Below are 25,340 nucleotides of genomic sequence, written 5' to 3'. Positions count from 1 at the left end.
TCCGGCTGTTCATCATTCATCATTCATACTTCATCATTTCTGATTTGGAGGAACGCCATGCAAAAACGACTTGTCTTCGCCATTGTGATCCTGCTCGCCGGTTTGCCGGCGCTGCCGCTGGCCGCTGGCCCGCGCCCGGTCAAGAACAGCCTGAAAGTCGGCATCGCCGCGCTGCCGATCACTCCCTTCGGAACCAACCCGGATTGGGATGGCCCGGTCACCGAGTCGGGCGTCTGGGGCGAGCGCTTCACGGATGCGAATCACAATGGCCGCTGGGACGCCGGCGAAGCCTTCGTTGACGACTCGGCGAACGACGCGCTCGATGCCTCATCGAAAGGCAAGTACGACGGCGTCTTTCTCGCAGGCTTTGGCGACAACCGCATCGCCACAGGCAAACATGACGACCTCTGGGCGCGCGCCATCGTCATCGAATCGGGCGCCGCTAAGATTGCCATCGTCGCGCTCGACCTGATCGGCTACTACAGCAAGGCGAATTATTATGGCCTCGGCGAAGTGCAGAAACTCGTAGACCCGCGCCTCGGCGTCAGCGACATCCTCATCACCAGCACGCACAACCACGAAGGGCCGGACACCATCGGCGCGTGGGGCGTGAACCCGTTGAGCGATGGCAAGTTTCCCCGCTACCTGCGCTTCATTGACCGGCAGATCGCTAAAGCGGTGAACCAGGCGGCGCAAGCGACGCGGCCCGCGGTGATGAAGCTCGGCATGACGACAGCGCAAGCGTCGCCGGCCATCGCCGGCATGCAGACGCGCACGCATGGCCGCCCGCCGGCCTTCTATGACGAAGAGATGCGGGTGATGCAATTCTTCGACGCGACGCGCAGCACGCTCGACCGCGTCATCGCCACCTTCATCAACTGGAACACGCATCCCGAAAGCATGGAGAGTCGCAACACCGTGCTGACATCGGACTTCCCGCACGCCGTGCGCGAGGCGGTCGAGAAGCAATATGGCGGCACGGCGATTTATGTCAGCGGCGACATCGGCGCCGTCGAAATCATCGGCGACTCGAACAACCGGAACCACGACCGCACCACGTTTGACGGCAAAGAGTATCCGCTTACCGCCAACAGCAACCGCCCGGTTTATACCTTTGAGCGCACCGAAGCCATCGGGCGCGACGTGGCGAAAGCGGTCTTCGCGGCGCTCGATCACGGCGAGATGAGCCCGGTCGCCACACTCGACATTCGCAAAGCCACTTTGCGCGCGCCGATGGACAATCAAGGGTATCTGTTCCTCGCAGGCCGTAGCGTCCTCGACACCATCCCTGCGCCGCAGGCGGGACAGAAGGTTGAGATTGAAACGACCATCTACGCCATCACGCTCGGCGACGCGCAGATGATCACGACGCCGGGCGAGCTGTTCCCCGAAGTCTTCTATGGTGTTGAACATTACAAGAGGCAGGACTGTACGGAGGCGGACACCAAACGACCGGCGGAGCCCGCCGTGCGCGAGCGCATGACGAAGAAGTATAAGTTCATCATCGGCCTCTGCCCCGACGAGCTTGGCTACATCGTGCCGGGTTATGATTTCCTGCCGCCGGCCTACGGGCTGAGCGGTGCAAGCCAGGCGCAAGACCCGTGCAAGGCGAAAGGCGTGCCGAATCATTATCACGAAACCAACTCGGCGAGTTCCCTTCTCGCGCCGCTGTGGGCCTGCGCGGCGGCGGCGCTGCTCGACGGCAAGCCGGTGGATGCGGAAGCCTGCCGGAAGAAGTGAAGCGTGAAGAAAGCGCGGAGAATATGATGTTGATCGCCCTGACCCGTTCCGTCAGTCCGAGCATCAATGATTGCGAGCTGACGTTTCATGAGCAGCAGCCGATAGACGTAGCCAGGGCCGCGGCGCAGCATCACGCTTATGAAAACGCTTTGCGCGGCCTCGGCGTCGAAGTCGTCCGTTTGCCCGCGGAGCCGGACTTGCCCGACGCCGTCTTTGTCGAAGACGCGGCCATCGTGGTTGATGAGCTTGCGGTCATTCCGTTGATGGGCGCGGCGAGCCGCCGACCGGAGACCAGGAGCGTAGCTGTAGCTCTGGCGGCTTATCGCCCGCTGCGTCACCTCGAAGCGCCGGCGACGCTCGATGGCGGCGATGTGCTGCGCGTCGGGCGGCAATTGTTCGTCGGCTTAACGCGCCGCACGAATCAAGCAGGTGTCGCGCAACTCGGCGCGCATCTCGCGCCCTTTGGCTATGAAGTCCAGGGCGTTGAAGTGACGGGCTGCCTGCACCTCAAGAGCGCCTGCACGCAGGTCGGCCACAACACGCTGCTCATCAACCGCGATTGGATTGACGCAGCGCCGTTCGCGGCTTTTGATTTAGTTGATGTACCGGCGACTGAGCCAGGAGCCGCTAATGCCTTGTTGATTGGGGAAACCGTGATTCTGCCGAGCGCCTTTCCGCGGACGATTGCATTACTCGAACGGCGCGGCCTGAAGGTTTGTGCGGTTGACGTTTCCGAGTTTCAGAAGGCCGAAGGCGGCGTCACCTGCAAGAGCATCATCTTCACGGTGCCGGCGCGGTGATAAAAGTCCGACGTTAGCCGATTGCTGGCCGGTGCCCTAAGCGCTGTGCGTCTGTGCGCGTATTGGCAGCATCACCGTGAAGGTCGAGCCGTGACCACTTTCGCTTTCGACCGCGATCCACCCATCGTGGCCTTCGACGATGCGGCTGGCGATGGCCAGCCCCAGGCCGGTGCTCTGCTCGCCGTCCGTGCTCTTGACGCTCGTCTTTTCAAAGGGCTTAAAAATCTTGTCGAGCTCGCCGGCGGGAATGCCCTGCCCTTCATCCTTCACCGCAATCTGCACCGTATCCACCGTGCGGGTGACACTCACTTCGACCGTGCGATGCGGGTGAGAGAATTTGAGCGCGTTGGAGATCAGGTTATTCATGACCTGCTCGATCTTCGCGGCGTCGAGCAGGATCGGCGGCAGGTCAGCATCCGCCTTGAAGCCGAGGTGTATCTTCTTTTTTTCGGCAAGCACGCGGTTCAGATGGACGTTCGCAGCCACCAGCGCCGCCAGGTCAACCGACTGCAAATCGAGATGCAGGCGGCCCGATTCGATGCGGCTCAATGACAGAATGTCGTGGATCAGGTTGAGCATGAACTTGCTGTTGCGCTCGATGATGGCGATGAACTCGCGCTGCTGCGGCGCGAGCGGCTTGCTTTCGTCGCGCAGCAGGTACTGGCTGAAATTCAGTATCACCGATAGCGGATTCCTAAGATCATGCGCCGCCATGCCGATGAACTGGTTCTTCTGCTCGTTCAAGCGCGCCAGCTCGACATTCTGTTTGGCCATCTCGCGCTGCGCATTGGCAAGCTCATTGTTCACGCGGCTGAACTCTTCATAGATGTGACTGTCGCGCTCCTGCCACTGGCGCACCTCCGAGTAGAGGTTTTTGACCGCCGAGCGCAGCACGTTCACCTGCTCGCTGTTAATCTTCATCAGCTCTTCATAAACGCGCGCCGCCGCCGATGGCGAAGCCGCTCCGACGATCAACATGCGGTCGCCGGTGCGCCCGCCGGCGAAGTGGAGCACGCCGAGACGCTCGCCGAGACCCACGTTCAGTTCCCAGTCGAAAGCGGCCCCCTGATAGCGGAGAGTGGCGAGAAAGAGGCGGGCCTTTTCGCGGCTTTCGCCATCGGGGAGGTCCGTAAACGATTGCCCCGGCGCGAGCCGCTCGCCGAGGCCCAGCTCGTCGCGCACGACTTCGAGGATGGTGCCCTGCGCGTCGCACAGCAATGCAATCCCGGCTGGCGTCTTGGCGGCGCTCATCACAGACGCTCCTTGTTCATCATGCGGTTGGCGACTGCGACCGCGTCCGCGGCATCTGCCGCGTAGCCGTCTGCGCCAATCTGCCGCCACAGGTCGGCGGCGATGTTGAAAGGATAGCCGCCGACCAGAATCTTGACGCGGGCGGTTTCGCTCGCATGCCGCACGGCGCTGATCAATTCGGTAACATTCTTTACATAGGTGCTGATCGTCGTCGAAATGGCAAGGACGTCGGCGCGCTGCGCCGCCAGCGTCTGAATGATGCCCGCCGCGGGCATGTTGGCGCCCAGATAAAACGTGTCCCAGCCGTCCATCTCGAACAGGTCACTCACCATGCGCACGCCGATCTCGTGCAGGTCACCGCCGACGCAGGCGGCGACCAGCCGCCAGCCGTGCTTCCGGTTCGTAAAAATATAGGGATAAAGCTGTGACATGATGAGCTGTGTCGCGGCGGTGCAATAATGCTCTTGCGCGACGTTGACCGTGTTCATCTGCCACAATCGCCCAATCTCATATTGCGAGGGTTGGAACACCTGTAGATAAACATCGCGCACGCTGACGCCGCCGGCGACGGCTTCGAGGATCAACCGGCTGGCGCGCTGGCGGTCGCCGTCGAGCAAGGCGCTGACATAAGCACGCGCCAGATCGCTCAGGGGTGCGCCGTCAGCGATGAACGACGCGGCGGTCGAAGCGGAGTGCGGCAAATCCGCCTCGCCCGCTTCAACGTAGCCGCAGGCCAGCGCCGCCATAGGTGGCGGCAAGACTTGCTCGAGCGCCTCCCGCATACAAGCGAGGTTGGTGGCGAGGTCTTCGGCAGGAATGCCGCGCCCGGCAAGCATGATTTTGGCCCACTGGACATAGTCAGCAAACAAAGCGGGCCGCCCGGCGGCGATGGATTGCGACAAATACGACAAATGATAGAGCGCGTCCTGTAGGCACTTGGCGCGTCCGGGCTCGCCGTAGCGGGCGGCCAGCTCCGGCATCACCGCATACTGGCGCGCCGTCATGGCTTCGGCCAGCGCCTGGCTGCGCCCGTCAATGAAGCGGCTGGTCTCTTGTGGCAATTCCTGCATGGCGCACTTATGAGCAGAGGCGCTCGAAGAACCGCAGCCGGGCGCTTTTCGGCATCAGCTTCAAGCCCTTGGGAATCTGGCCGTGCGACTCGCGGTACTGGTGGCTGTGATGCCAGGCGCGAAAGTTGGCTTCGTCCGTCCAGTACGTCAGCAGCCAGATCTCTTCGGGCGACTCCACAGGCGAGATGACTTCCATGCGCAAAAAGCCCGGCGCCTGGTCAACCAGATGCGGGCGATTAAGAAAAGCCTGCCTGACCTCGGCCACCATGTTATTAGCGATTGTAAATTGGCTCAGAGCAACGAATACGTTTCGCGCCTGCGGCAAGAGCGGATCAGCATCACCTGCGGTTTCGCTAAACGGTTGATCTGAAGGAAGATCAACCGGGGTGCTGAAGGCGGCATCCTGATCGCCCATAATTTCTACTCGGGTTAAAGTTTCGCGTCCTTCAGCATATTAAAACGGCAGGTGACCGGTGACAAGTAAGCGGCGACAAGGGCAATCGCCGGGCGGCCCGCCTAGTGGCGCTAGGCCGGGGCGGCGGTCTTCTGCCCGTTCTGCGAATCCTCGCCAAACGTCGCGATCACGCGGCCCGATTGGAACGAGAAGCGCGCGACGCGCGGCGTCCAGTAGGCAAACCTCTCGATGGGGTAATGCATGTTGAGCAAGTTGCTGATTCGGGTCAAGCCTTCATAAACCGTCCGCCAGATCGGATACTCCGTAATGTCTATCGTTGCGTCTACGACATTCTCGTAGCTCGTCCCGCTGGCGCGCGGCTTTAAGTCATCGAGCAGTTGCCGCCAATCCGTCGCCTCACGCTTGAGCAGATGGACATAGATTTCGCTCGCCTTGTTCGGGAAGCGCGTCAGGATGGAAAGCAGAATCAGCACCACCTGATACTCGCCGCGGCGCTCGTTGCTGCCGACGAAAGCGGCCAGCTCGCGCGTTTTCAGCGAAGCGCGAATCAGCCTGTAGATGTTGATGAAGCGTTTGGCGGCGCGCGGTGATGAGATCATCGATGAGAGCTTCTGAATGTCTTCCAGCTCCCACGGCTCGATGGCGAGATTCGGCGGCATCATGTTAATGCGACTCGCGGGCGGCGCGGGCGGCGGCGTTTGGGCTTGCTGCCGCTGTGGCGTGGGCGGCGGTGTTTGCCCTGGCTGTTGCGGCGGCGTGGGCGGCGGCGCCTGGCCTAGCGGTGGCGGCGGCGGTGCGGCCTGATGCTCCTGCCCCGGTGATGGCGGCGACGGCGGCGGATTGGATGTACCGGAGTGCGTTTGCGATGGGGTTTGCGCCCGCACCGGCAGCAGGCTTTGAACCAGCCCCTCGAACCCCTTCGGGCCCATGCGTCGCAAGGTGAAGGGAATCTGGAAAATCTTCTCCAGATAATTATGCGGCGTCGAAGTCCAACTGCTCATGTCGCCATCGGCAAACCCGGATTCGTCGCCGCTGTAGCCGAGGAATTCCGCGTAGTGCTTCTTTAACGCTTGCAGCATCCAGCGCGAGTCGACGCCGACGACCACGACGAAAAGCGGGAAGGCCAGCAGCAAATGGACAGCTTGCAAAACCTCGACGACGCGATCTGCCGGGCAGCGGTCAAGGTCATCGATGTAGAGAATGATGCGATCAATGCGCGGCAGACCGGGGCCGCGCTTTTCGTCGCTGGCCTCTCTGAGCAGGCCGCTTAATTTATCAAAATCGTTGCGAATCAGCGAGATGATTCCGGCATACTTGCGATAATCTGAACTATCAACCCGCTCGCGAATGAATTTGCGCAAGCGCCGCCCGGCCTGAATCTCATTGATCTCCTCTTGCAGCCTGGCGACCTCCTGCTCGGCCAGTTCATAGGCTTGCTGCGCCGCCAGCTCTTCCTGGCGCAGCTCGTCAACCTGGCTGGCGAGCGTTTCGACCTGCTGCTGTCGTTTGGCGAGTTCTTCGGCCTGCTCCTTCTGCTTCTTGGCGAGCTCGTCGGTTTGCTCCTTCTGCTTTTTGGTAAGCTCCTCGGCTTGCGCCTTCTGCTGTTGAGCAGCTAAATTCTCAGCCTCTTTACCTGCCGCGTTCATTTTCGACATGGCCTTTTTGGCTTTGGCGTACCAGGGCTTGAGCCAGGCCAGGAACTCGGCGAGCGCCGTGACCGCCAGCCCCAGCCATTTCGCCACCGCCTGCACCTGCGGTGAAGCGATCAGCCGATCAATTCCCGAAACAATCAGAACCGGCAACACCAGTAAGGCGATCACCACGATGATCCTTCGCGTGCGATTCGGCCCGGCGATTAACCATCGGCCAAAGACCCGGAGGCGACCGCCGAGGCGGCGCACATTCCTGGCCACTTCAATCAGCTCACCGACGTTCTCCTGCGCCGCCGGCAGCCCCAGTTCTTTGGCCGCATCGGTCAATTTCTTCCTGGTCCCTTCATCCTCCAGGACGCTTTTCAGCACGTCGGTTGGGCGCACCTCAGAGAAGTCTTGTTTGGCTTGCTGCTCCTTTACCTCCGCGAGATCGATTTTCGCTTGCTGATGCTGTTCTTTCACCTCCGCGAGATCGATTTTCGCTTGCTCAAATTGCGCTTGCTCCTTGGCGATTTTCTTTTTCGCCTGCTCGCGCTCCTCCTTCACCTTATCGAGATGGCTTTCGGCTTTTGCCTTGATCGCTTCGGCGCTGGCCTTCTTGCGCGTCGCTTCGGCGAGGAACTCCTGAGACGATTGCAATCGCTTAAACAACTCTTCGCGGTCTACTACCGGTTTTGTCGGCACGTCCGTCAGCTCGTCGCAAAGCCCGTCGAAGATTCGCGAAACCAGGCTGGCCCAGAGATTGTCATCGATGTAGTGCCACGCGTTGAACGGAATCTGCACGACGTTGGAACAGAAGGCGGTCGGCTTGCCTTCGGCGACGGCGCGCGCCGATTCCGCTTCCAGCTCAGCGATCCGCTTGCGCATTTTATTCATGAAGAAGCTCTTGCCGGTGCCCCAATCGCCGAACAGTCCGAGCGACAACGGCGGCTTCACGTTCTCGGCCATAATCACGGCGCACAGCGCGTTGACTTCGTCGGTAATATCGAGCTGATCTTTGATCTCGGTGCGGTCGTCGTTCTCAAGCGCGTCGGCGATGTAGCCGGCAAGCGGCAAATCCTGTAACGACTCCGACGACGACTCTGACGAGGTCAGCAAAATCTGCCGCCAGGCTTCACGGTCATCATTGAACAACGCCGATTCGATGAAAGCACAGAGCTTCTGGCGCAGGTCGTTGAGATCATAAGACAACCCGGCCAACAACGCCTGCACGGCAAAGGGGCCGGTCGAGCCGGCGCCCGCGACTAGCGCCGCTATCAGATGCCGCGTATGCACCTGATTTGGAAGCGGGTGGGTGCTGGCAGAGGTCTTCTTTACATAATCGGCGGCGACGGCAATGACGCTTCGCGATTCGTCGGAAAGCAGCGGTTCCCAGTTTATCCCCACGTCCTGGGTCGGCACGTAGCTGATCCCGTAACGCGAGTTGAGTCCCAGTAAAATGATCGGGCCGGCTGGAATGGTTTCCGTGGTCGGCGGATTGTGGCGATGGTCGCGCAAATACTTTAGAACGAACTGCGAGGTATTGCGCGGCTCGCCGGCCATTTGGACACGAACCAGGAACCCGGCCAACAACAGGACGGAATCTATCGAGCGCGCATTGCCGGTTATTTGCTCGGCGAAGCGCGCGGCATAGCTGAGGCCCGATTCCGCCGCGCCCGTCAGCAGATAATCCGTTGTATTTACCGGGTCGGCCTGATTGCCTTTGGAGGCTGGCTTGAGATGGGCTTCGAGCGTGGCGGCGACCTGTGCTTGCAGGTCTTCAGGCCCCGTAAAGACCCGGACTTGCTGCTCGGTGCGGAGCCGCGCTTTGAAGGCTTGCAGCCTGCTCGCGCTATCATCTTGTGGCATCAGGCTGCCTCCTCCATCATAAAAATGAAACAAGGGATACCGCGCCTGGCGGCCTGGTTGTACTCCATCTCGACGCGCGATATGGCAGAGCTCCCAAGCACAGGGCCGTACTCCCGGCCAATGATGCCCAGATAAATATCGGCCTCGTCGATCACTGGCGACAGGGTGCCCTCTATCGCAAAAAACATATCCGTCACCACCGGTTGCAAGCCCATCTCCTGGCAAAGGATCAGGATCAGGTTACGGTATTCAACAAGATCAGGGGTGACGCTGATGGCGACGGTGGGCGTTTTTTCGGCCATTACACAGACCTCCCAGGATGGGCTAGGGCCCGTGTACTTTATCATAACTTTAAAAATGGACGGCGGATTTTCGCCGTCCATTCAGAGGCAGGTTGTTGCCGGCTTATCGCTCGACGGCCATCGCCACCGCATTGCCGCCGCCCAGGCAGAGCGCCGCCAGCCCACGCCGCGCGCCGCGCCGCTGCATCTCGTAGAGCAGTGTCACCAGGATGCGCGCGCCGCTCGCGCCAATCGGATGCCCAAGCGCCACCGCGCCGCCGTTGACGTTCAAGCGCGCCGGGTCAATGCCCAGCTCGCGTGTGATCGCCACCGCCTGCACGGCGAAGGCTTCGTTCAGCTCGATCAAATCGACATCGGCCAGGTCCCAGCCGGCGCGCTCCAGCGTGAGTTGAATCGCCGTGATCGGGGCCATCATCACCAGCTTCGGCTCAACGCCGCTGGTCGCCTGCGCGACGATGCGCGCCATCGGCTTGCGACCGAGCTTGCGCGCCAGCTCGTCGGAAGTGACGACGAGCGCCGCCGCGCCGTCATTCACGCCCGGCGCATTGCCGGCGGTGACCGTGCCGCCTTGCGGCTTAAACGCCGGCTTCAGTCGCGCCAGGGCTTCGAGCGACGTGTCTTCGCGCGGCCCTTCGTCGGCGCGCACCACGAGCGGCTGGCCTTTCTTCTGCGGAATCTCGACGGGGACGATCTCGGCGTCAAAGCGGCCTTCCTTGATCGCCGCCACCGCCTTGCGGTGCGAGTTCAAGGCGTACTCGTCCTGCTCGGCGCGCGTCACATTGAAGCGTTCGGCGACGACTTCGCCGGTGCAGCCCATATGCCAATCGTCAAACGCGCACCACAGGCCATCGCCGATCATCGAATCGATCAGCTCGCCGTTGCCCATGCGATAGCCCTGCCGCGCTTTCTTCAACAGGTAAGGCGCGTTGGTCATCGATTCCATGCCGCCGGCGACCGCCGCTTCGATCTCGCCGACCTTGATGCCGTTGGCCGCCAGCATCACCGCCTTCAGCCCTGAGCCGCAGACCTTGTTGATCGTCAGAGCGCCGACCGCGTCAGGGATGCCTGCGCCGAGCGCCACCTGTCGCGCAGGGTTCTGACCGTTGCCGGCTTGCACGACGTTGCCCATGATGACTTCGTTGATGATCTGCGGCGAGATGCCGGCGCGCTCGATAGCCGCGCGCGCCGCGAGCCGTCCAAGCTCAACGGCGCTGAAGCCTGAGAGCGCGCCCATGAATTTGCCGACAGGCGTGCGCGCGCCCGCCAAAATGACTGCGTCTGCCATAAGCCTTTCCTTTCAAAAGAGCGATGTTGTAAAAAGCCGTCTTGTATCCCAGCTAGCCATTATCCCACAGCCCCGCGAGCCCTGCCATCAACTTGGCTGGCGCGCGGTGGCGGCCTGTTTGTCAGCGGGCGCGCGGCGGTGCTACACTTTGGCTTAATTGCGAGACCGTATATCCAGACAGGAGCATTGATCTTTCATGCAAGCATTGATACTGGCGGGCGGCAAAGGCACGCGCCTGCGCCCGCTGACCATGCATACGCCGAAGCCAATCCTTCCTATCGCCAATCGCCCGCTGCTGATCTATCAGCTAGAGCTGCTCAAGCGGGCCGAGGTGCGCGACGTCATCCTGTCGCTCTCCTATCAGCCGCAGAAGATTGAAGACAAGCTACTCGACGGCACAGACCATCGCGTCCGCATCAGCTACACGGTCGAAGCCTCGCCGCTCGGCACGGCGGGGGCGTTCCGCCATGCCGCCGGTCTCATCAGTGAAACCACGGTCGTTTTGAACGGCGATGTGCTGACCGATATCGATCTGAACGAAGTCATCCAACAGCACCGCGAGCGTCAGGCGACGGCCACTATTGTGCTCGCGCCGGTGCCGAACCCGACCGAATATGGCTTCGTCGAAACCGATGACGCGGGGCGCGTCCGGCGCTTTGTCGAAAAGCCGGGGCCTGAAGAAGTCACCGCCGACACGATCAACGCCGGCATCTACGTTCTGGAGCCGCGCGTCCTGGAGTACATTCCCGAAGGCGAGCCGTTTATGTTCGAGTACGACGTCTTCCCCAAGCTGCTTGAAGCCGGCGAAGCCTTTTACAGTTACATCTGGCGCGGCTACTGGCGCGATGTCGGCACGGGACCGAGTTATTGGCAGGCCAACATGGATGTGCTGGACGGCAAGCTGAAACTCATAGACAGGCTGCCTGCCGTGCGCGGCGAGAAGTTCGACACTACGGCAGAGATTGACGCGCGGTCGGTGGTTGACCCATCCTGCACGCTGAAACCCGGCGTGCAGGTCATCAACTCGGTGGTCAGCCGCAACTGCTATATCGAAGAGCGCGCCCGCATCGAGAATTCAGTTATCCGCGGCGGCACGCGCATCGGCCCGCAGGCAACACTGAGCGGCGCGCTCGTCGGCAAGGGCTGTCACATTGGTCGCGCCGTTATGGTCGAAGGCCATGCCGCGCTCGGCGATAAATCGGTCATCACGGATTACAGCCAGGTTTAGGCATCGGGTGTCGGGTGTTGGGAGTTGATCTTTAAGTTATGATACGAAGCGATGAATGAACAGCAGCGACACCCGACACCCGACACCCGGCACCAGACACCCGCGAAGCTGATGATTCGCGTGCCCAACTGGGTCGGCGATGCGGTGATGGCGCTGCCGGCGCTCGGCGAGTTGCGGCGCATCTTTAGCGAAGCGCGCATCGTGCTGGTCGCCAATCCACGGGTCGCGGGATTGTTCGAGGGCGAAGCGCTTGCCGACGACTTGATCACGGTGACCGAGGCGCGTGGCCCGTTCGAGGTGACTCGGCAATTCTTCCACGAAGCCCGACGGCTGCGGCGCGAGCGATTTGATATGGCGGTGTTGCTGCCCAATTCGTTCAGCGCGGCGGTGGCGGCCCGCGCCGCCGGCGCAAAGCAGATTGTCGGCTATGCGACCGACACGCGCCGCTTACTGTTGACGCGGGCGATTGGCTTTGAAGCCGACTTCAAGCGCCGCCATCAGGTTCGCTATTATCTCAACATCGCCGCGCAAGTCGAACAACAGATGACCGGCCAGAGTCATGTTGATCTCGACGCGCAGCCCGCCTTGCGCGTCGGCGAAGCCGGGCGCGCGCATGCCCGACAGATTCTTGAAACCGCCGGGATCGATCCAACCCGGCGATTGATCGCGCTCAATCCCGGCGCCACCAACAGCCGCGCCAAGCAGTGGCCCCCGGAACGTTTCGCGGCGACCGCCGACCAGTTAAACGAGCGTGACGATTTTCAGACGATCATCGTCGGCACGGCGGGCGACCGCGAGGCGGCGCGGGCCGTCGCCCTTCAGATGCGCTCGAAAGTCGCTGACCTTACGGGCCGCACCAGTCTGGCCGAATTGAAAGCCGTGCTGGCCTGCGCGGCATTGGTCATCTCGAACGACACCGGCGCGGCGCACGTCGCGGCGGCGCTCCATGTGCCGACCGTCACCATCTTTGGGCCGACCGAAGATTTCGCCACGCGCCCGCTCGCCGACCTTGCCACAGTCGTTCGCCACCCGGTCGAATGCTCGCCCTGCATGCTGCGCGATTGCCCGATTGACCATCGCTGCATGACGCGCGTCACGGTCGCCGATGTTTATCAGGCGACGCAAAACTTAACCGATTCGATTCAGGCAAACACGCGGTCATAGACGGCGCGAATCGCCGCCAGATGATGCGCCAACTGCTGCTCGAAGGCGTCGAGCGAGGCGATGCCGAGCGCCCGCGCCAGGTCGTTCAAGGCAACGTGCGAGGCCGGCAGTACGGGCGTCGGGCGATCCAGCAACAGCCGCATCCAGTGATCGAGCCGGCGCAAGAAGGTGTAGCCCGCAAACAGCGCCTCGGTTGATGCCGCGTCCAGCGCGCCGCGCTCGCCCAGGTGGCGGATGAGCGCCGCCGTGCCTTCCGCGGGCGGGTAATCGATGCGCTCGCTGAGTTGCAGATAGCGCGTGACAAAATACACATCGGTCATGCCGCCGCGCCCCCACTTAACGTTCACCTGGCTGCCGCGCGCTTTCTCTGCCTGAATGCGCTCGCGCATCGCTGCCAGCTCGTCTTTGAGATTGGCGTTGCGCGCCGCCGCCGCGAAGCACGCTTCGCAGAGCGCCTGCCGTGTGCGCGCCCCGAATGCCGGGTCGCCAGCCACCTCGCGAGCCTTCAGGTAAGCCGAATGCTCCCACGCCGAAGCGCGATGCGTAAGGTAAGCCACCAGCCCATTCAGTCCCTGTGCCAGCGCGCCGTTCTTGCCTTCGGGGCGCAGGCGCAGGTCTACGCGATAGAGCAAGCCTTCGCGCGTGATCGAGGCCAGCACGCGCACCAGCTCTGAGGTGAAGCGCGCATAAAACTCGTGCGGCAGCTCGTCCGTCTTTAATGCCGCGTTTGAAGCCAGCACGGCGGGCGGCCACGCGTCAGCGTCATCAAAGACGACGAGCAAATCCATGTCCGAGCCATAATCCATCCCGGCATGGCCGAGCCTTCCAAGTCCGAGAATCGCGAAGGGCAAGTCAGGGGCCGGGGGCCGGGGGCCGGGGGCCGGGGACGGCTCGCTGTTCGAGGCTTCGTTTTCTTGCGCGACAGAAGGCGGCGGCTTGACGCCGAGCGATTCCAGAGCGATCTCGACGGCCAGCCGCAAGCTCGCTTCGGCGAGCGCCGTTTGTGTAAGGTTATTCACGCGCAATGAATCAGTGGCCGGTGGCCGGTCGCCGGTTGTCAGCCGGAATTCGCTGGCAACCGGCAACCGGCCACTGACAACGAGATCGTTGTAGCCGATGGCCAGCACTTGCCGGAGCCAGGCGCGGCGCAGCGCGTCGCTCTTGGCCGCCGGGCTGCTGTCGTCGGCAATACTCCGGCGCATGAGTTGATAAAAGGCGGCCGCGTCGCGTGGCGACTGTTCGCCAAGCGCGTCGGCAAGCATCGGGCGGGCAATCAGCAGGTTGGCAAGATACTGGCTGCTCAGAGTCGGCAGCAAGCGCTCGATTAAATCATCGAAGTCGAACGGCGCGGCGCTCGCGGCGGTGCGGTCGCGCAGAAAGGTGGCGCAGGATTCGGCCCACGCCGACAGGTTGCGCAGCGAGCGTAGCGGATTGATCGCCAGGTCGAGCGCCGCGACCACGGCACGCTCGATGGCGGCAGCGTCAGCGCCGCGCGCCTCAGCACTTGCTTCCTCTGACGAGCCAAGCGCGCCGGAAACTCTGCCGAGCGCCGCGACCGCCTGACGGGCGAGCCGCGCCGTTTCGTCATCCATCTCGCGAGCCGGCGGCGCTTCTGTAACCTTTGCCACAATCGGTGCCGCGCCGTCGTCGGCAAAGACGCGCTGATAGGTCGCCCGCACCGCGGACGTGTGCGCCTCCAGGTCGCGCAACAGCTCTGCCGCCGCGTCGGCGCTTTGCAAGTAACCGCAACGCCGCGCCACTAGCCGGAGCCGCTCGCGCGCCATCGGCAGCGCATGCGTTTGCGCCCCATGCTCCATCTGTAAGCGGTGTTCCACTGTGCGCAGAAAGCTGTAGGCGGCGCTCAAGCGGGCGCGCTCGGTTTCGCTGAGGTAGCCTTTGTCGGCCAGCCGCGCCAGCACGATCAACGTCTGTGTCGAGCGCACCCAGGGCTCATGGCCGCCGTGCCGCAGTTGCAAGGCTTGCGCGATGAATTCGATTTCGCGGATGCCGCCGCGGCCGAGCTTGACGTTAAAGCCGCCGCCGCGCCGTGCGACTTCGCGGTCAATCTTCTCTTTGGCGCGCCGGACTTCCTGCATGGCGTAATCCCGCGGCGCGGCGGTGAAGATGGCGTCGCGCACCAGATCGAGAAAATGCGCCACCAGCGTCTCGCTTCCCGCCGCGGCGCGCGCCCGCAGCAACGCCTGGCGCTCCCAGTTCTGCGCCTTCTGCCGGTAGTAGTCGGCGGCGCGCTCGACCTCCCAGACAAGATCGCCATCGCGCCCGTATGGCCGCAGCCGCAGGTCTATGCGATAGGCCGCGCCCTCTGCCGTCTGGCCGGCGATCAGCTGCGTGATGCGCTCGGCGACGCCCTTGAAGAAGGCTTTATTGCTGATGACCGATTCTAGCGAGCGGCCATCGCCGGCGGTTTGGCCCTCGCCGGCAAACAGGAAGAACAGGTCGATGTCCGAGGCGTAGTTCAATTCGCGGCAGCCGAGCTTGCCCAGAGCGACGACGGCCAGCTCGGCGGTTTGAATGCGCCCGCGCTCGTCACGCGTGAGCGGTGCGCCGTGCCGGTTCGCCATCTCCTGATGAGCGACCGCCAGAGCGTGGCCGAGGATGACGTCCGCCAAGTGCGACAGCTCTTCGGTGACTTCGGCGAGCGTCGCAACTTTCAGGCAGTCGCGCAGGTAGATGCGCAGCAACTCGCGGCGCTTGAAGCGCGCCAGCCGCATGCGCTCGTCGCTGTCGAAGGCGCGCATCAGGAAGCGCGCCAGTTCGTCCCCCAACGGCTCGCGGGTCTTGACGCGATCAAAGCCGCTCTCGGCCTCGCGCCGCAGCCACTCGATATGCTCAGGATGGCGCAGCAGGTCTTCGGCCAGAAACGGGCTGTACGCCGCCAGCGTCAACAGGCGCGACGCCAGCAGCGAATCGCGATTGTAATCCAGCTTACGAACTGCTTGCAGGCGCTCCCAGAAGGCGCGCGCCCCCTGCGGGTCGGGCAGCGCGCTGATGAACGCTTCGATAGCGCCGGTCGGGTCGTCAGCCATCGCAAGGATATTAACCGCCAAGACGCCAAGATCGCCAAGAGAAGCGGCCCTTGGCGATCTTGGCGTCTTGGCGGTTCAAGTTTGGATTATGGCTTTTTGCCGAAGGGAATCTTGATCTTGTTGCCGCCGGGAATCGGCACGCGCACGCCTTTGGTATCGATCACGTTGCGCAGCTCGGACGGCAGGTAACTCTGCATGCGGTACGACAGGCCGCTCTCGTTCAGCACGCGCAGGGCGGCTTTCAACGTCGGGTCGTAATCGCGCGCCTCGCTCTCGTGGCCCTTGCCCGCCGCGGAAATCTGCTCGCCTTCGCTGCCGCCGACCTGCTGGCCTTTCTCCTGATACAAGGCCGACAGCGCCAGGTGATTGCCCGCCATCTCGCCCGAATTACTCGTCTCGCTGCGATAACCGGTCGCCGTGTTGTACTCGCGGATGGCGTTGTCCGTGTCGTTGGTCGCGTGATAGCAGTAAGCCAGCTCGCGGTGCGCGTCGTAATAATCGGGCCTGAGCTGTAGCGCCTTCTTCAACTGCGGGATCGCCTGCGGGTACTGCTTCAACAAGCGGTAGGTGTAGCCGACGCCATAGTAAGCTTCGGCATCTTCGGGGGCGATTGTCGAAGCGCGCACGAAAGCGGCGTTCGCTTTCGACTGATCTTTCGGATCGAGCGCGTAGGCATAACCTAACGCCAGATTCACCGCCGCCGAGTTGGGATCAATCTTCGCCGCTTGCTCGGCCAGCTTCACCGCTTCTTTGCGGGCGTCTTTTTGATTGGCGGCTTTCGACGGGCGCGGGTTCGTTGAAAGGTCTTCGGTCGGCTCGACACTAGCCCAGCGGCTCAGGGCGCGCGCCCGCCGCGCCAGCAGCAGCGCGTTGTTCGGCAGCTTGTCGCTGGCCGTCTGCAACAGATCAACCGCATCGCGATAACGCGCGTTCTCGAGGTAAGCATTCGCCAGCCGCTCGTAGACGGCCATCGAGCCGGCGTCTTCGCGCAAAGCCATCTCGTAAGCGGCGATGGCTTGCGGCCACAGGTGATCGGCTTCAAACTTCACGCCTTTTTCATAACTGGCGCTTGCGGCGGCAGGCTTCAAGGTCAGGGTGACTTCCTGCTGCACGCCGGCAACGACGGTGATTTTGGTTTCCGCCGGCTGAAAGCCTTGCTGCTCGGCGCGCACGGTGTATTCGCCCGGCGGCAGCTCTTTCTGCGTCGGCGACGCGCCAAGCGCCTGCCCGTTCAGGGTCAGGGCCGCTTCGGCGGGCGATGTCATCAACGTGACGGTGCCGCTCCTCGGCGACTGCACATCTTTGGTCGGCGTTGCGAGTTTGACGATGACGATGGGGCCGCGCACTTCCGTAGCCGTCATGGTCGGCGTCTGCTCCGCCGGGTACTTGGCACGCTCTTGAAAGTCCTGACTCCACTTCGCCACGTTGTCGTGCAGGTAAACCGCCAGCGTGCCCGCTTCGACGCGGCCATCAGGGCGACCGGCCAGCTCGCGAATGCCGCTGAGGATGTAGTAAGTAAAAACGCCGTGCTCAAGCTTCGGGTCTTCAAAAGCCCGCTCGCCAACCCGACAGGCGTAAAAGACCACCGAAGTCGGCGGCGCGCCGTTCGTCGGTGCCGACGATGGCGTGACGCGCAGGCCGCGCGCCATCACGTCGGTCATGGTGTTGCCTTTGATGCCGCGACCGGGGAAAGGGTCTTCGCGGCAGGCGTCTATGAAGATCGTGAACTGCGAAGCCTTCAGGTTGCCGAGCCGCCGCGACAGCTCTTCCAGATCAAGCCCTGTGCGCTCAAGCGACTCTTTCGACGACGCATCCACGTCGGCCGGCAGGAAGTAGCTCTTGGCCTGTGCGCCGAGGCCGCGGGCGATGCCGTGGCCGGCCAGAAAGACAATCACCTGATGGTTGGGCTGCACGCGCGTCGCCAGATTATCGATGGCCGCGAGAATGTTCTGCTTGGTGGCGCGGGCGTCTGCGGGGCCTTCGTCCGTGAGCAGGCGAATGTGATCTTCGGGCAAGCGGGCGGAGCTCGCAAGCAAGTCCTTAATCGAGTGCGCGTCGCGGCTGGCGTAGGTCAGCTTTTGAATCTGGCCGGGATAGTTGCTGACGCCGATCAGCAGCGCCCATTGATCGTTAGCGGCGGACTTCGCGGGCGCGGGTTTGGCTTCTGCCGGCGCGCCCTTCGCCGGCTGGTCGGCGGGCTGCGGGCGCGGCTTTTGTTTGCCCGGCCGCTGGGCGCTGGCCACAACCGCAGTGAAAAAGAGCGTCAATCCGAGTGTGATGATGAATATTGTACGTCGCATCGATAACCTCCTGACGACGCAGGCCGTTTAGTCAGTATCGCGTCTGACCCAAGGGCCTGCTGATGCATAAGTGAAAACGGGTTAGGACCGTGAGGATATTGAGGGCCTGGTTGTCCTTGATTTTCATAACTGCCAGTGTAGCAGTATCCCACAGCGGCGCTCGGAAGATCAACGCTTACCCCTTGCCTCGCGTCAGGGCGAACCCCGCTTAACCACTGAGTGACTTGAACGGACGGCGCCTGCCGGGCGGAAATCAGGCTGTTTGCTCTGCCGGATTTGTTGTTGTATTCTGCTGTGGGCAATTCGCTTCATTCAGCAATAAGGGTCGCCCGGTTCATAGCCTTTGGGTTTATGTATTGCGCAGCTTACTCGTGTGCCATCATTCGTATCAAGCCTGATCGAGCCAGAAATGACGGATTCGCCCCGAAGAGATTCAAAGCGCCCGCCCCAGGTCAATCAGGAGATGTTCGCGCGGTTTTTGGAACTTCTCGCGCCTGATCCCGAAGATGCGGGTCGCCGTTATACCAACCTCCATAAGCGACTCATCGGCCTTTTTAGAATGAAGGGCCTTACGGACCCTGTGAGCGCCGCGGATGAAACCCTTGATCGGGCCATCGTCAAGATCGCTGCCGGCGCAGTCGTGCCCGATGTGGATAAATACTGCCTGGGTATCGCGCAAAATATCGCCAAAGAAAAATACCGCCTGATCAAGCGGGAAGAATCGGCGCTGCGCAAGTTTATCCTGGAGTTAAGCGAGTCTTCCGGCGAGCTGGTGGAAAAAATCTACGCTATCTTAAAGCCCTGTTTCGAGAAGCTCCCCCTTGATGAGCAGCAGTTGCTCCTCGCCTATTGTCGTGACGTACAAGGCCAGTCGCGGGCTAAATTCCGGCGTCGCTTAGCCGAAGCCTTAGGAATTTCGGTGCTGGCGCTACGGATTCGGGTGACCCGGCTGCGTAATCGTTTGTCGGATTGTGTCCAGAAACGCGCAAACGAGGGCCCACTGGAAAACTTTGACACGTAACGAACTGATGTTTGTAGCATATACTAATGAGGACGTCGTTCGACTCAGATTTGTACCGGCTCTTTTCGAGAGCATCCTGGTGCTAAATAGATGACCGATCAAGGTATTATTGCTTACCTATTAAAAGAACTGCCGGAGGAGGCTCTGGAACGGTTCGAAGAGGAGTGCTTTGCTCAGGAGGAATGGCCGGATCAGATCGGCGTCGTTGAAGACGAATTGATCGAGGCCTATTTGCGCGATGAGCTGGAGCCGGAACAACGGCAACATTTTGAAGGGAATTACCTGACGACGCCTGCGCGGCAAGCGCGTGTTGCTTTAGCCGCCGCCGTGCGGCGTTATGCGGATGAAGGCCATGCGGCATCTCAGGCTATCGGCATCGCCCCCCCGCCAAAAGCAATATGGACGGAACGCTTCGACGCTTTTTGGCGAAGCCTGTCCTGGCCGCTCCGCATCGCCACCGCAGCCGCGCTTATCGCTGTCATCGCCGGCGCTTTGTGGTTCTTCATTCCCCGCTCGCCGTCGGGCCATGCCACCGCGGCGCTGGCTTTGACCATCAGCAACAACAATCGCGCCGAAGGCATACAAGCTGAAAAGGTAAAGCTCACCTCCGACATCGCGGCCCTACGGATTACTTTAGCCTTGCCGCCGCAGACGCCGCCGGCGGCGCGCTATCGGGTCGAGCTGGAGAATGAGAATGGCGCGACGAAATCGCTTGAGGTAGCTGAGAACCAGGCGAAATCGATTCTCGTGATCATTCCGGCAGCCCAACTGGCGCGCGGGCAATATGCGCTGAAGCTCTTCGTCACCCGACTAGACGGCGCAGAGCAACGGATGAATGGCAGCTATTACTTCGAAGTGGAATAGCTAAGGGCTCTGCCGTTGTCTTCGTTTTCGGTGATGGCGATACCATAAGGCAAGGCTGGCCATTAACATCACCGCGCCGCCAAGGATCACGCCGCTGTTGAAATGCGGCGTGACTTTTTTGGCGGGCAGAGAAATGGCCTGGAGATATTCTCCCTGCAAGGTAAACCCCGCCCAAAAGTAAGGCGACTGCCACTCGGGCCTGTGCCGGATGTCATTCTGCGCGGCGCGCAAAGCCGCCGCCGGGGTCATCCCCTTTTGCAGCATGTTGATGTAAGCCAGGCGCATTAATTCCGCCGTCGCCTCGTCATCCACCTTCCATAAACTGGCCATTACGCTGGATGCGCCCGCATACATAAACCCGCGCGTCAGACCCAGCAAGCCTTCGCCGCGCACGTCTTTGCCAAGAGCGGTCTGACAGGCGCTCAGGACGACGAGACCAACCGGCGCCCGCAATCCATAGATATCTTGCAAGCCGACAAAGCCGTTCTGCGCTTGCCTGTCCCGGTTCATTGTGGAAAGCACCAGACCGGAATTCTCCGGTCGCCTCGGGTCAAGCAGGCCATGCGTGGCAAAATGAAGAATGGCGTATTGCGTTAGATCCACGCTGAGCAATTGTTCGCGGGTAGCGGCAAAGCCCGAGGCGATGAACACCTCTCTGCCGTTAGCCGCCTCGCGCAGGTTGGCTAACTCGCGCCTGGCATAAAAGAGCGGCTTGATGACCGAAGGGTCGAAGCGATCTCCATTCAGCTCAATGTCGCGCAGCGCGCGGTGCCAGCCGGCCACATCCGGCGACTGTGCGGCGGCCAGCGGCTCGGCATCGCCGGTCTCTTTGCGAAGCGCATAATTCGCCGCAAAGACCGGGTCGCCAAACGCGGCTAACACTTTCGGTGCTTGCCGAGGCCGCGCTTCTTTACGCAATTCTCCCAAAATCGAGGCCGAAGGAATGTTGATAATCTCATAGCTGGCGACCAGCGGTTCGTCACCCGCCGAAGGGTTTGGCATGACCTGGAAAGGAAGGTAGTGGAGCGCGCCGTCGGCGACGATAAGCAGGCGGCGCTTGCTCAGCTCGGCGGCGACCGGCGACAGAATCATCCGCCCCAGGCTCTGAATGGCCAGGGATAATGACTTCTCGGTTTCCGGGTCTGGCGGGCTCGCCAATAATTTGTAGACCTCTTGTGCTGCCGCGTTAATTACTGCGCCGGCGGGTAATTCGTAACTCTGAATGTGATCGCGGGTCACGGCCCAGACGTAACTCTTGTCGGCGCCAAGGCTGTACTCTAAAAGCACGGTCTGGTCGTCCGCGATAACCTGCTCCTGAATTTGTCGCAGAGTCCAGGCGGCGGGCCTGACCATCTGCTCATAAGCCGGATAGCGCGCCCGAATGCTTTCATTGACCTGATTCGCAGCGGCTTTTAGTTGCGCCAATTCCTTATCGAGCGCAAGCAGTTCCGCAGTCTTGTAAGTCCCGGCCAATAGCGCGACTTTATAGTCTTCTTTAACCCTGAGCGCCTGCCGCAGCGATTTTTCCTGCTCGGCCAACTGCGGGTCGAGACCGTTGATCAGATGGGATTGGGTGGCGCGCAATAACTCTGCCAGCGAGCGCGCCCGCGCCAATTCGCTGGTCTCAAAAGCCTGCGCCAGCAGCGCCGGCGCCGCCCGCGCCGCATATTGATGCATTAAACATTCGATGTACTTTTCGTAACGCTCATAAACCGTAGCCGAAAAGGCGGCGGCCAGGTCGCTGCTCGCCGAAGCCCGGCGAACGTCATCGGTGACCGCGATAGATTTTCTCAAGTAGTCTGCGGCGACGATATCGTTTCCGCTCCGAAATTCTAACTGCCCCAGCGCGTAATAGATCGCCGCCTGATTCAACCGATCAGATAACTTGCTGAAGGTTGCTAGCGCCTGCGTGTAATCGTGTCGCGCCTGATTCGACAGGCCCTGGCGCTCGGAGACTTGCCCCAGCAGGCCGCGCACCCGCGCCGCTTCCATCGGGTTGACGGTTCTCGTATAAATCCCAAGCGCCCATTCTAAGTTTTGCAGAGCCATCTCATATTGGCCGGTTGAAATGTACACCCTGCCGAGATATTCGTAGCACGGCGCAGCGGTAATGCTATCTGGCGCAACCTGGTCGAGGGCCTGTTGCAGATAGGTCACGGCGCTCGGATAGTTATTCAGCAGGTAATGCGCCTTGCCGATGGCCCAGGTGACATACCAGATCATATGGATATCTTGCGCCCGGCGGAAATAATCGAGCGCCCGTTGATAATGCGCGAGGCTGATTTCCGGCAGCCCATTCTCATGAAACGCCCATGCCATGCCGGCGGCAATTTCTCCCATGCGCTGCGGCTCGGCTTCCTCATCGAGCAGGGCCTGGGCCTCGGTCAAAAGCGAGAGGCTGTTTTCCCACTCACCTTTGCGCTGCTCGATGAAAGCAATCATGATGATCGCCGCCGCCTCTTCTGGAGGGTTGCTCAGTTCGCGCCAGAGTTGCAACGCGGTTTGATAATGTTGCGTGGCGTCGGATAGAAGGTTTTGCGCCATGTAACAGCGCCCGATCAGCGAACAGGCGCGAGCCATCCCACGCTTGTCGCTCAGCGCTTGCCAGAGCGTCAGGGCGGATTGCGCGGTCTGTAAGGCGAGCACATGGTTATCGTAATTCTGAAAGTCGCTGAGGATCAGCAGCGCCTGTGCCTGGCCTGACGTATAGGCCGACTGCTTGCTGAGGGCGAAAGCTCGGCGCAGCGCCTCCTGGGCGGCCTGCCGGTTTTGCAACAACATATAAGCCGCCGCCATGCCGTTCAAGCTATCCACCTCGACGTCAGGCGGCGCCGCCGGTTTGAGCAGGGTTAATGCCTGACGATGGCTGTTGATCGCATCATTCGGCGCGTTCAGTAATAACTGAAGGCGGCCCGCACGGTTGAGCGCGCGGGCCGCCTCTTCTTTCTGTCCGCTGTCGAGAAAGAGCTGCGCCGCCTCTGTCAGCTTCTTTAGCGCTTCCTGCCGGTCCTTCAAGCTGATGGCCGTGTCATCTGCGCCGTCCGCAAGCTGCCGCGCCGACTCTGTCGCCACGGACGCGTGAAGCGCCGCCGCGCCTGCGACCAGCCAGAACAGCGCAGCCAATAATCCAAGGCGGCCAGGTAACGCTTTCATAAGGCTCACGGCTCAGAGAAACACCGAACCTACTCCTGTTCCTGTGGGGCCTTGCTAGCGAACTGCTCGGCGAGGTCCGGCCCCAAAGGCGTCTGGTAATCTTTTTTGATCGTGTTGGTCGAGGACGGATAATTCTTGATCGACGGACATTCGCAGTCGTCACCGGTCGGATCACCCGGCCCCTTGCCTAGTTGCCCTGTACTACCGGAGATACTGTCAGCAATAGATTGGAGCGCGGACAGCAGACTGTCTTGCATAACGAGTGTTGGCGCTAAGGTTCCGGGGTCATCCGTCTCGTCCTTCGGCTCATCCGCGTGGAGAGGGCGCCTGGTTTCGACAAAATAGGTGTTCAGGAAATCAAGCCATGCGCTGTCCTTGTCCTTCTCAAACTTTAAGGTGAACTTGTATTTGGCATAGCGATCCATGAATTTCTTATCCACCGGCTCGGACCAGGGAAAGAAGACCGAGAGGCCGTGCGAGTATTGAAACGCCGGCCCGATGAACCCGGAGCGTACGATCAGGCCGTTGTCTTCACCCCGCTTGCCGCGTTTCAGCGTCTTCATCATGTCCTGACACGCCGCGCGTATTCTTTTCAGCTTAGCAGGCGGTTCTGGCTTCTCCGGGATTCTGCTCTTTAGGCGATAGCAGAAATCATAGAGATCGGTATACTGCTCCTGCCAGAAGCTCTGCGCCTCCCAGTGAGCCAAGAGAATCAAGTCCTTGATTTGCTTCTTTAGCGCTTCATCTTCTTCCTTCAAGCCGGCGATGAGGGCCTGGGATAATTCCTTGATCGCCGCGGTGGCGCCCTGCGGGCCGTCTGTCAGGTTGTTCAGATCACACAGCGCCATGTCGAAAGAATATCCCGCCAACCAAAAGTCGTAGCCGTTTTGAATGCAGTAATTGAAGATCCTGATCAGCCGCTCTTCCAACTTCGGCGGGCTATCATCTTCAGCCAGGTCTTCCAGATCATTGAAGATGCGAGTCAGTATCTGCTTGTATGGCCAGCTACCGACGAACGCCGGCCCTTGCGAGGCCAGCAGATAATTGGCCGTGCCCTGAACTTCATAAGCCACTTCCAGGCCGCTCATCGAGCAGCTATGCAGTCCGAGTAACTCGAATCGGCTATCCGCGCCGATATTCTTCTTGAACGTTTCCAGCTCCTCGCCCAGGGCTTTCAGCTTTAACGAATGGCGCGCCGGCTTCTTTACCATTGCTTGGTCGACAGGGGTTTTGGCCGCTGGTTTGGTATCCTTTTTGTTATCCTTCTTGTCATCGTCATCGTCGTCGTCGGGTATGTTTTCGTCGAGCAAAAAGATGTCATTGCCGACGACGACGCCATGACCGAGAATGAATAACATATAGCGGCGCGCCGGATAGTTTAACCGGCAGAACTCCAGGAAATTGGCCAGCGATTCTCGCGGCGACTGCTCGCCGACCAGCGTGTCGGGAACCTGCTTGGGACTGTATTTGAATGGCGGGGTTTGGTTTTTGTATTTTTCTTCGAAATATTGCCGGAGCGTATCTCGCGTTTCCTTATCTTTTTTTGTCCAGAGCCTGTCGAAGACCAGGTTTCTCGTGAAGGGATCATTGCCGGCGAAAACGTGGCGTGGGGGATGGGGCTTTTTGAGCTTCTCAACCAGATTCACGTCAAAGACGTGGCTGGGGATGTTTTTGGGTTGAGGGTCAAAATAGGCAATGACGTTTGCCTGCTGATGAAACCCGGCATCCTTGAGCGCTTTAAGCTGCGAAACAATGGTTGAAGCGAGCGAGTTATCGCTCGCAAAATAAAACATCAAGGTCCATGCTTTCGGGTCGCTTTCCGGGGCGTTCGTCGTGTCGGTCATGGTTAATGATTCTCCTTCCTGTTGGTCTATGGCCAGGCGTGAATGTGGCCGAGCAGTATATGCCTGATTCAAAACTCCAGGGACTCTTGCCCCCTACGACTTATGTCAAACGCACCTAATTGTTTCAGCCACACCATGGCATTAGAGTCCCGGGCGGTGAGGCCAGATCGACCAGACTCTCGAAATCCAGCCGTCTCGTCTCTAAAATCCAGCCTGGCAGTTGTCCCTGAATTGATACGAACCTGGGCAGCTCACTACGTACCGGTGATAAAGCCGTCCTACTCTACGTCCCCCTTTTTGGGATGTCAACCCAGGCTACAAATCGCTGTGCGGGCTGACACGCCAGAGGCGCACCG

At 60.9% G+C, this 25,340-nt stretch carries 16 protein-coding genes; 6 read left to right on the top strand and 10 right to left on the bottom strand.

Going from position 1 to position 25,340, the window contains the following annotated elements:
* The first annotated feature begins 57 nt into the window (after positions 1 to 57).
* Positions 58 to 1,740, top strand: a complete 1,683-nt coding sequence (locus tag VJ464_09010; GenBank protein ID HKQ05257.1) for a neutral/alkaline non-lysosomal ceramidase N-terminal domain-containing protein — start codon at positions 58 to 60, stop codon at positions 1,738 to 1,740.
* A gap of 23 nt (positions 1,741 to 1,763) precedes the next feature.
* Positions 1,764 to 2,540 carry an arginine deiminase-related protein gene (locus tag VJ464_09005; protein ID HKQ05256.1) on the top strand — a complete coding sequence of 259 codons (777 nt, stop codon included), beginning with the start codon at positions 1,764 to 1,766 and terminating at the stop codon, positions 2,538 to 2,540.
* A gap of 36 nt (positions 2,541 to 2,576) precedes the next feature.
* Here VJ464_09005 and VJ464_09000 read toward each other — a convergent pair whose 3' ends face one another.
* From VJ464_09000 to VJ464_08975, 6 genes are all read right to left on the bottom strand, one after another.
* A complete protein-coding gene (locus VJ464_09000) occupies positions 2,577 to 3,791 on the bottom strand; it encodes a HAMP domain-containing sensor histidine kinase (GenBank protein HKQ05255.1) in 1,215 nt (404 codons plus the stop codon).
* Positions 3,791 to 4,861, bottom strand: coding sequence for a cobalamin-dependent protein (locus VJ464_08995; protein HKQ05254.1), 1,071 nt, complete (start codon positions 4,859 to 4,861; stop codon positions 3,791 to 3,793). The genes VJ464_09000 and VJ464_08995 overlap by 1 nt, the downstream gene beginning before the upstream one ends.
* A 7-nt stretch (positions 4,862 to 4,868) precedes the next feature.
* A complete protein-coding gene (locus VJ464_08990) occupies positions 4,869 to 5,276 on the bottom strand; it encodes an antibiotic biosynthesis monooxygenase (protein ID HKQ05253.1) in 408 nt (135 codons plus the stop codon).
* Between the two features lie 110 nt (positions 5,277 to 5,386).
* On the bottom strand, positions 5,387 to 8,776 hold the full coding sequence (locus tag VJ464_08985; GenBank protein HKQ05252.1) for a P-loop NTPase fold protein: 3,390 nt from the start codon (positions 8,774 to 8,776) through the stop codon (positions 5,387 to 5,389).
* Positions 8,776 to 9,078, bottom strand: a complete 303-nt coding sequence (locus VJ464_08980; protein HKQ05251.1) for a DUF4062 domain-containing protein — start codon at positions 9,076 to 9,078, stop codon at positions 8,776 to 8,778. Before VJ464_08980 ends, VJ464_08985 begins: the two co-directional genes overlap by 1 nt.
* A 103-nt stretch (positions 9,079 to 9,181) precedes the next feature.
* Positions 9,182 to 10,363 carry an acetyl-CoA C-acetyltransferase gene (locus VJ464_08975; GenBank protein ID HKQ05250.1) on the bottom strand — a complete coding sequence of 394 codons (1,182 nt, stop codon included), beginning with the start codon at positions 10,361 to 10,363 and terminating at the stop codon, positions 9,182 to 9,184.
* A 196-nt stretch (positions 10,364 to 10,559) separates the two neighbouring features.
* Between VJ464_08975 and VJ464_08970 the strand changes: the two genes are divergently transcribed.
* Positions 10,560 to 11,591, top strand: coding sequence for an NDP-sugar synthase (locus VJ464_08970; protein HKQ05249.1), 1,032 nt, complete (start codon positions 10,560 to 10,562; stop codon positions 11,589 to 11,591).
* Positions 11,592 to 11,642: 51 nt separating this feature from the next.
* On the top strand, positions 11,643 to 12,755 hold the full coding sequence (gene waaF, locus VJ464_08965; protein ID HKQ05248.1) for a lipopolysaccharide heptosyltransferase II: 1,113 nt from the start codon (positions 11,643 to 11,645) through the stop codon (positions 12,753 to 12,755).
* On the opposite strand, the gene VJ464_08960 is transcribed toward waaF, so the two are convergent.
* Entirely contained in the window at positions 12,734 to 15,823 is a 3,090-nt protein-coding gene (locus tag VJ464_08960) for a hypothetical protein (GenBank protein ID HKQ05247.1), read from the bottom strand. The genes waaF and VJ464_08960 overlap by 22 nt on opposite strands.
* A 65-nt stretch (positions 15,824 to 15,888) precedes the next feature.
* The gene (locus tag VJ464_08955; protein ID HKQ05246.1) at positions 15,889 to 18,102 is read right to left on the bottom strand and encodes a caspase family protein; all 2,214 of its coding nucleotides are present in this window, start codon (positions 18,100 to 18,102) and stop codon (positions 15,889 to 15,891) included.
* Positions 18,103 to 18,475: 373 nt separating this feature from the next.
* Here VJ464_08955 and VJ464_08950 point away from each other — a divergent pair, with 373 nt between their 5' ends.
* Together VJ464_08950 and VJ464_08945 are read left to right on the top strand one after the other, a co-directional pair.
* Positions 18,476 to 19,123 (top strand): hypothetical protein, encoded by a 648-nt coding sequence (locus tag VJ464_08950; protein ID HKQ05245.1) that lies wholly within the window; start codon positions 18,476 to 18,478, stop codon positions 19,121 to 19,123.
* A 90-nt stretch (positions 19,124 to 19,213) separates the two neighbouring features.
* Positions 19,214 to 19,987: a hypothetical protein gene (locus VJ464_08945; GenBank protein HKQ05244.1), complete on the top strand. Its 774-nt coding sequence runs from the start codon at positions 19,214 to 19,216 to the stop codon at positions 19,985 to 19,987.
* Here the strand turns inward: VJ464_08945 and VJ464_08940 are convergent, their stop codons facing one another.
* Positions 19,988 to 23,140, bottom strand: a complete 3,153-nt coding sequence (locus tag VJ464_08940; GenBank protein HKQ05243.1) for a CHAT domain-containing protein — start codon at positions 23,138 to 23,140, stop codon at positions 19,988 to 19,990.
* Positions 23,141 to 23,169: 29 nt separating this feature from the next.
* Positions 23,170 to 24,984: a clostripain-related cysteine peptidase gene (locus VJ464_08935; GenBank protein HKQ05242.1), complete on the bottom strand. Its 1,815-nt coding sequence runs from the start codon at positions 24,982 to 24,984 to the stop codon at positions 23,170 to 23,172.
* Positions 24,985 to 25,340 lie beyond the last annotated feature (356 nt).

The organism is Blastocatellia bacterium, from assembly GCA_035275065.1.
In the GTDB taxonomy this organism is placed as follows: Bacteria; Acidobacteriota; Blastocatellia; order UBA7656; family UBA7656; genus DATENM01.
The sequence above is the reverse complement of the archived record's forward strand: the minus strand, read 5'-3'. Positions and strand labels throughout refer to the sequence as shown.

Coding starts and splice junctions, on each gene's coding strand:
- VJ464_08990 (HKQ05253.1), bottom strand. CDS start 5,276: ATGGGCGATCAGGATGCCGCCTTCAGCACCCCGGTTGATCTTCCTTCA.
- VJ464_09000 (HKQ05255.1), bottom strand. CDS start 3,791: ATGAGCGCCGCCAAGACGCCAGCCGGGATTGCATTGCTGTGCGACGCG.
- VJ464_08935 (HKQ05242.1), bottom strand. CDS start 24,984: ATGACCGACACGACGAACGCCCCGGAAAGCGACCCGAAAGCATGGACC.
- VJ464_08955 (HKQ05246.1), bottom strand. CDS start 18,102: ATGCGACGTACAATATTCATCATCACACTCGGATTGACGCTCTTTTTC.
- VJ464_08940 (HKQ05243.1), bottom strand. CDS start 23,140: ATGAAAGCGTTACCTGGCCGCCTTGGATTATTGGCTGCGCTGTTCTGG.
- VJ464_09005 (HKQ05256.1), top strand. CDS start 1,764: ATGATGTTGATCGCCCTGACCCGTTCCGTCAGTCCGAGCATCAATGAT.
- waaF (HKQ05248.1), top strand. CDS start 11,643: ATGAATGAACAGCAGCGACACCCGACACCCGACACCCGGCACCAGACA.
- VJ464_08970 (HKQ05249.1), top strand. CDS start 10,560: ATGCAAGCATTGATACTGGCGGGCGGCAAAGGCACGCGCCTGCGCCCG.
- VJ464_08980 (HKQ05251.1), bottom strand. CDS start 9,078: ATGGCCGAAAAAACGCCCACCGTCGCCATCAGCGTCACCCCTGATCTT.
- VJ464_08995 (HKQ05254.1), bottom strand. CDS start 4,861: ATGCAGGAATTGCCACAAGAGACCAGCCGCTTCATTGACGGGCGCAGC.
- VJ464_08975 (HKQ05250.1), bottom strand. CDS start 10,363: ATGGCAGACGCAGTCATTTTGGCGGGCGCGCGCACGCCTGTCGGCAAA.
- VJ464_08985 (HKQ05252.1), bottom strand. CDS start 8,776: ATGCCACAAGATGATAGCGCGAGCAGGCTGCAAGCCTTCAAAGCGCGG.
- VJ464_09010 (HKQ05257.1), top strand. CDS start 58: ATGCAAAAACGACTTGTCTTCGCCATTGTGATCCTGCTCGCCGGTTTG.
- VJ464_08945 (HKQ05244.1), top strand. CDS start 19,214: ATGACCGATCAAGGTATTATTGCTTACCTATTAAAAGAACTGCCGGAG.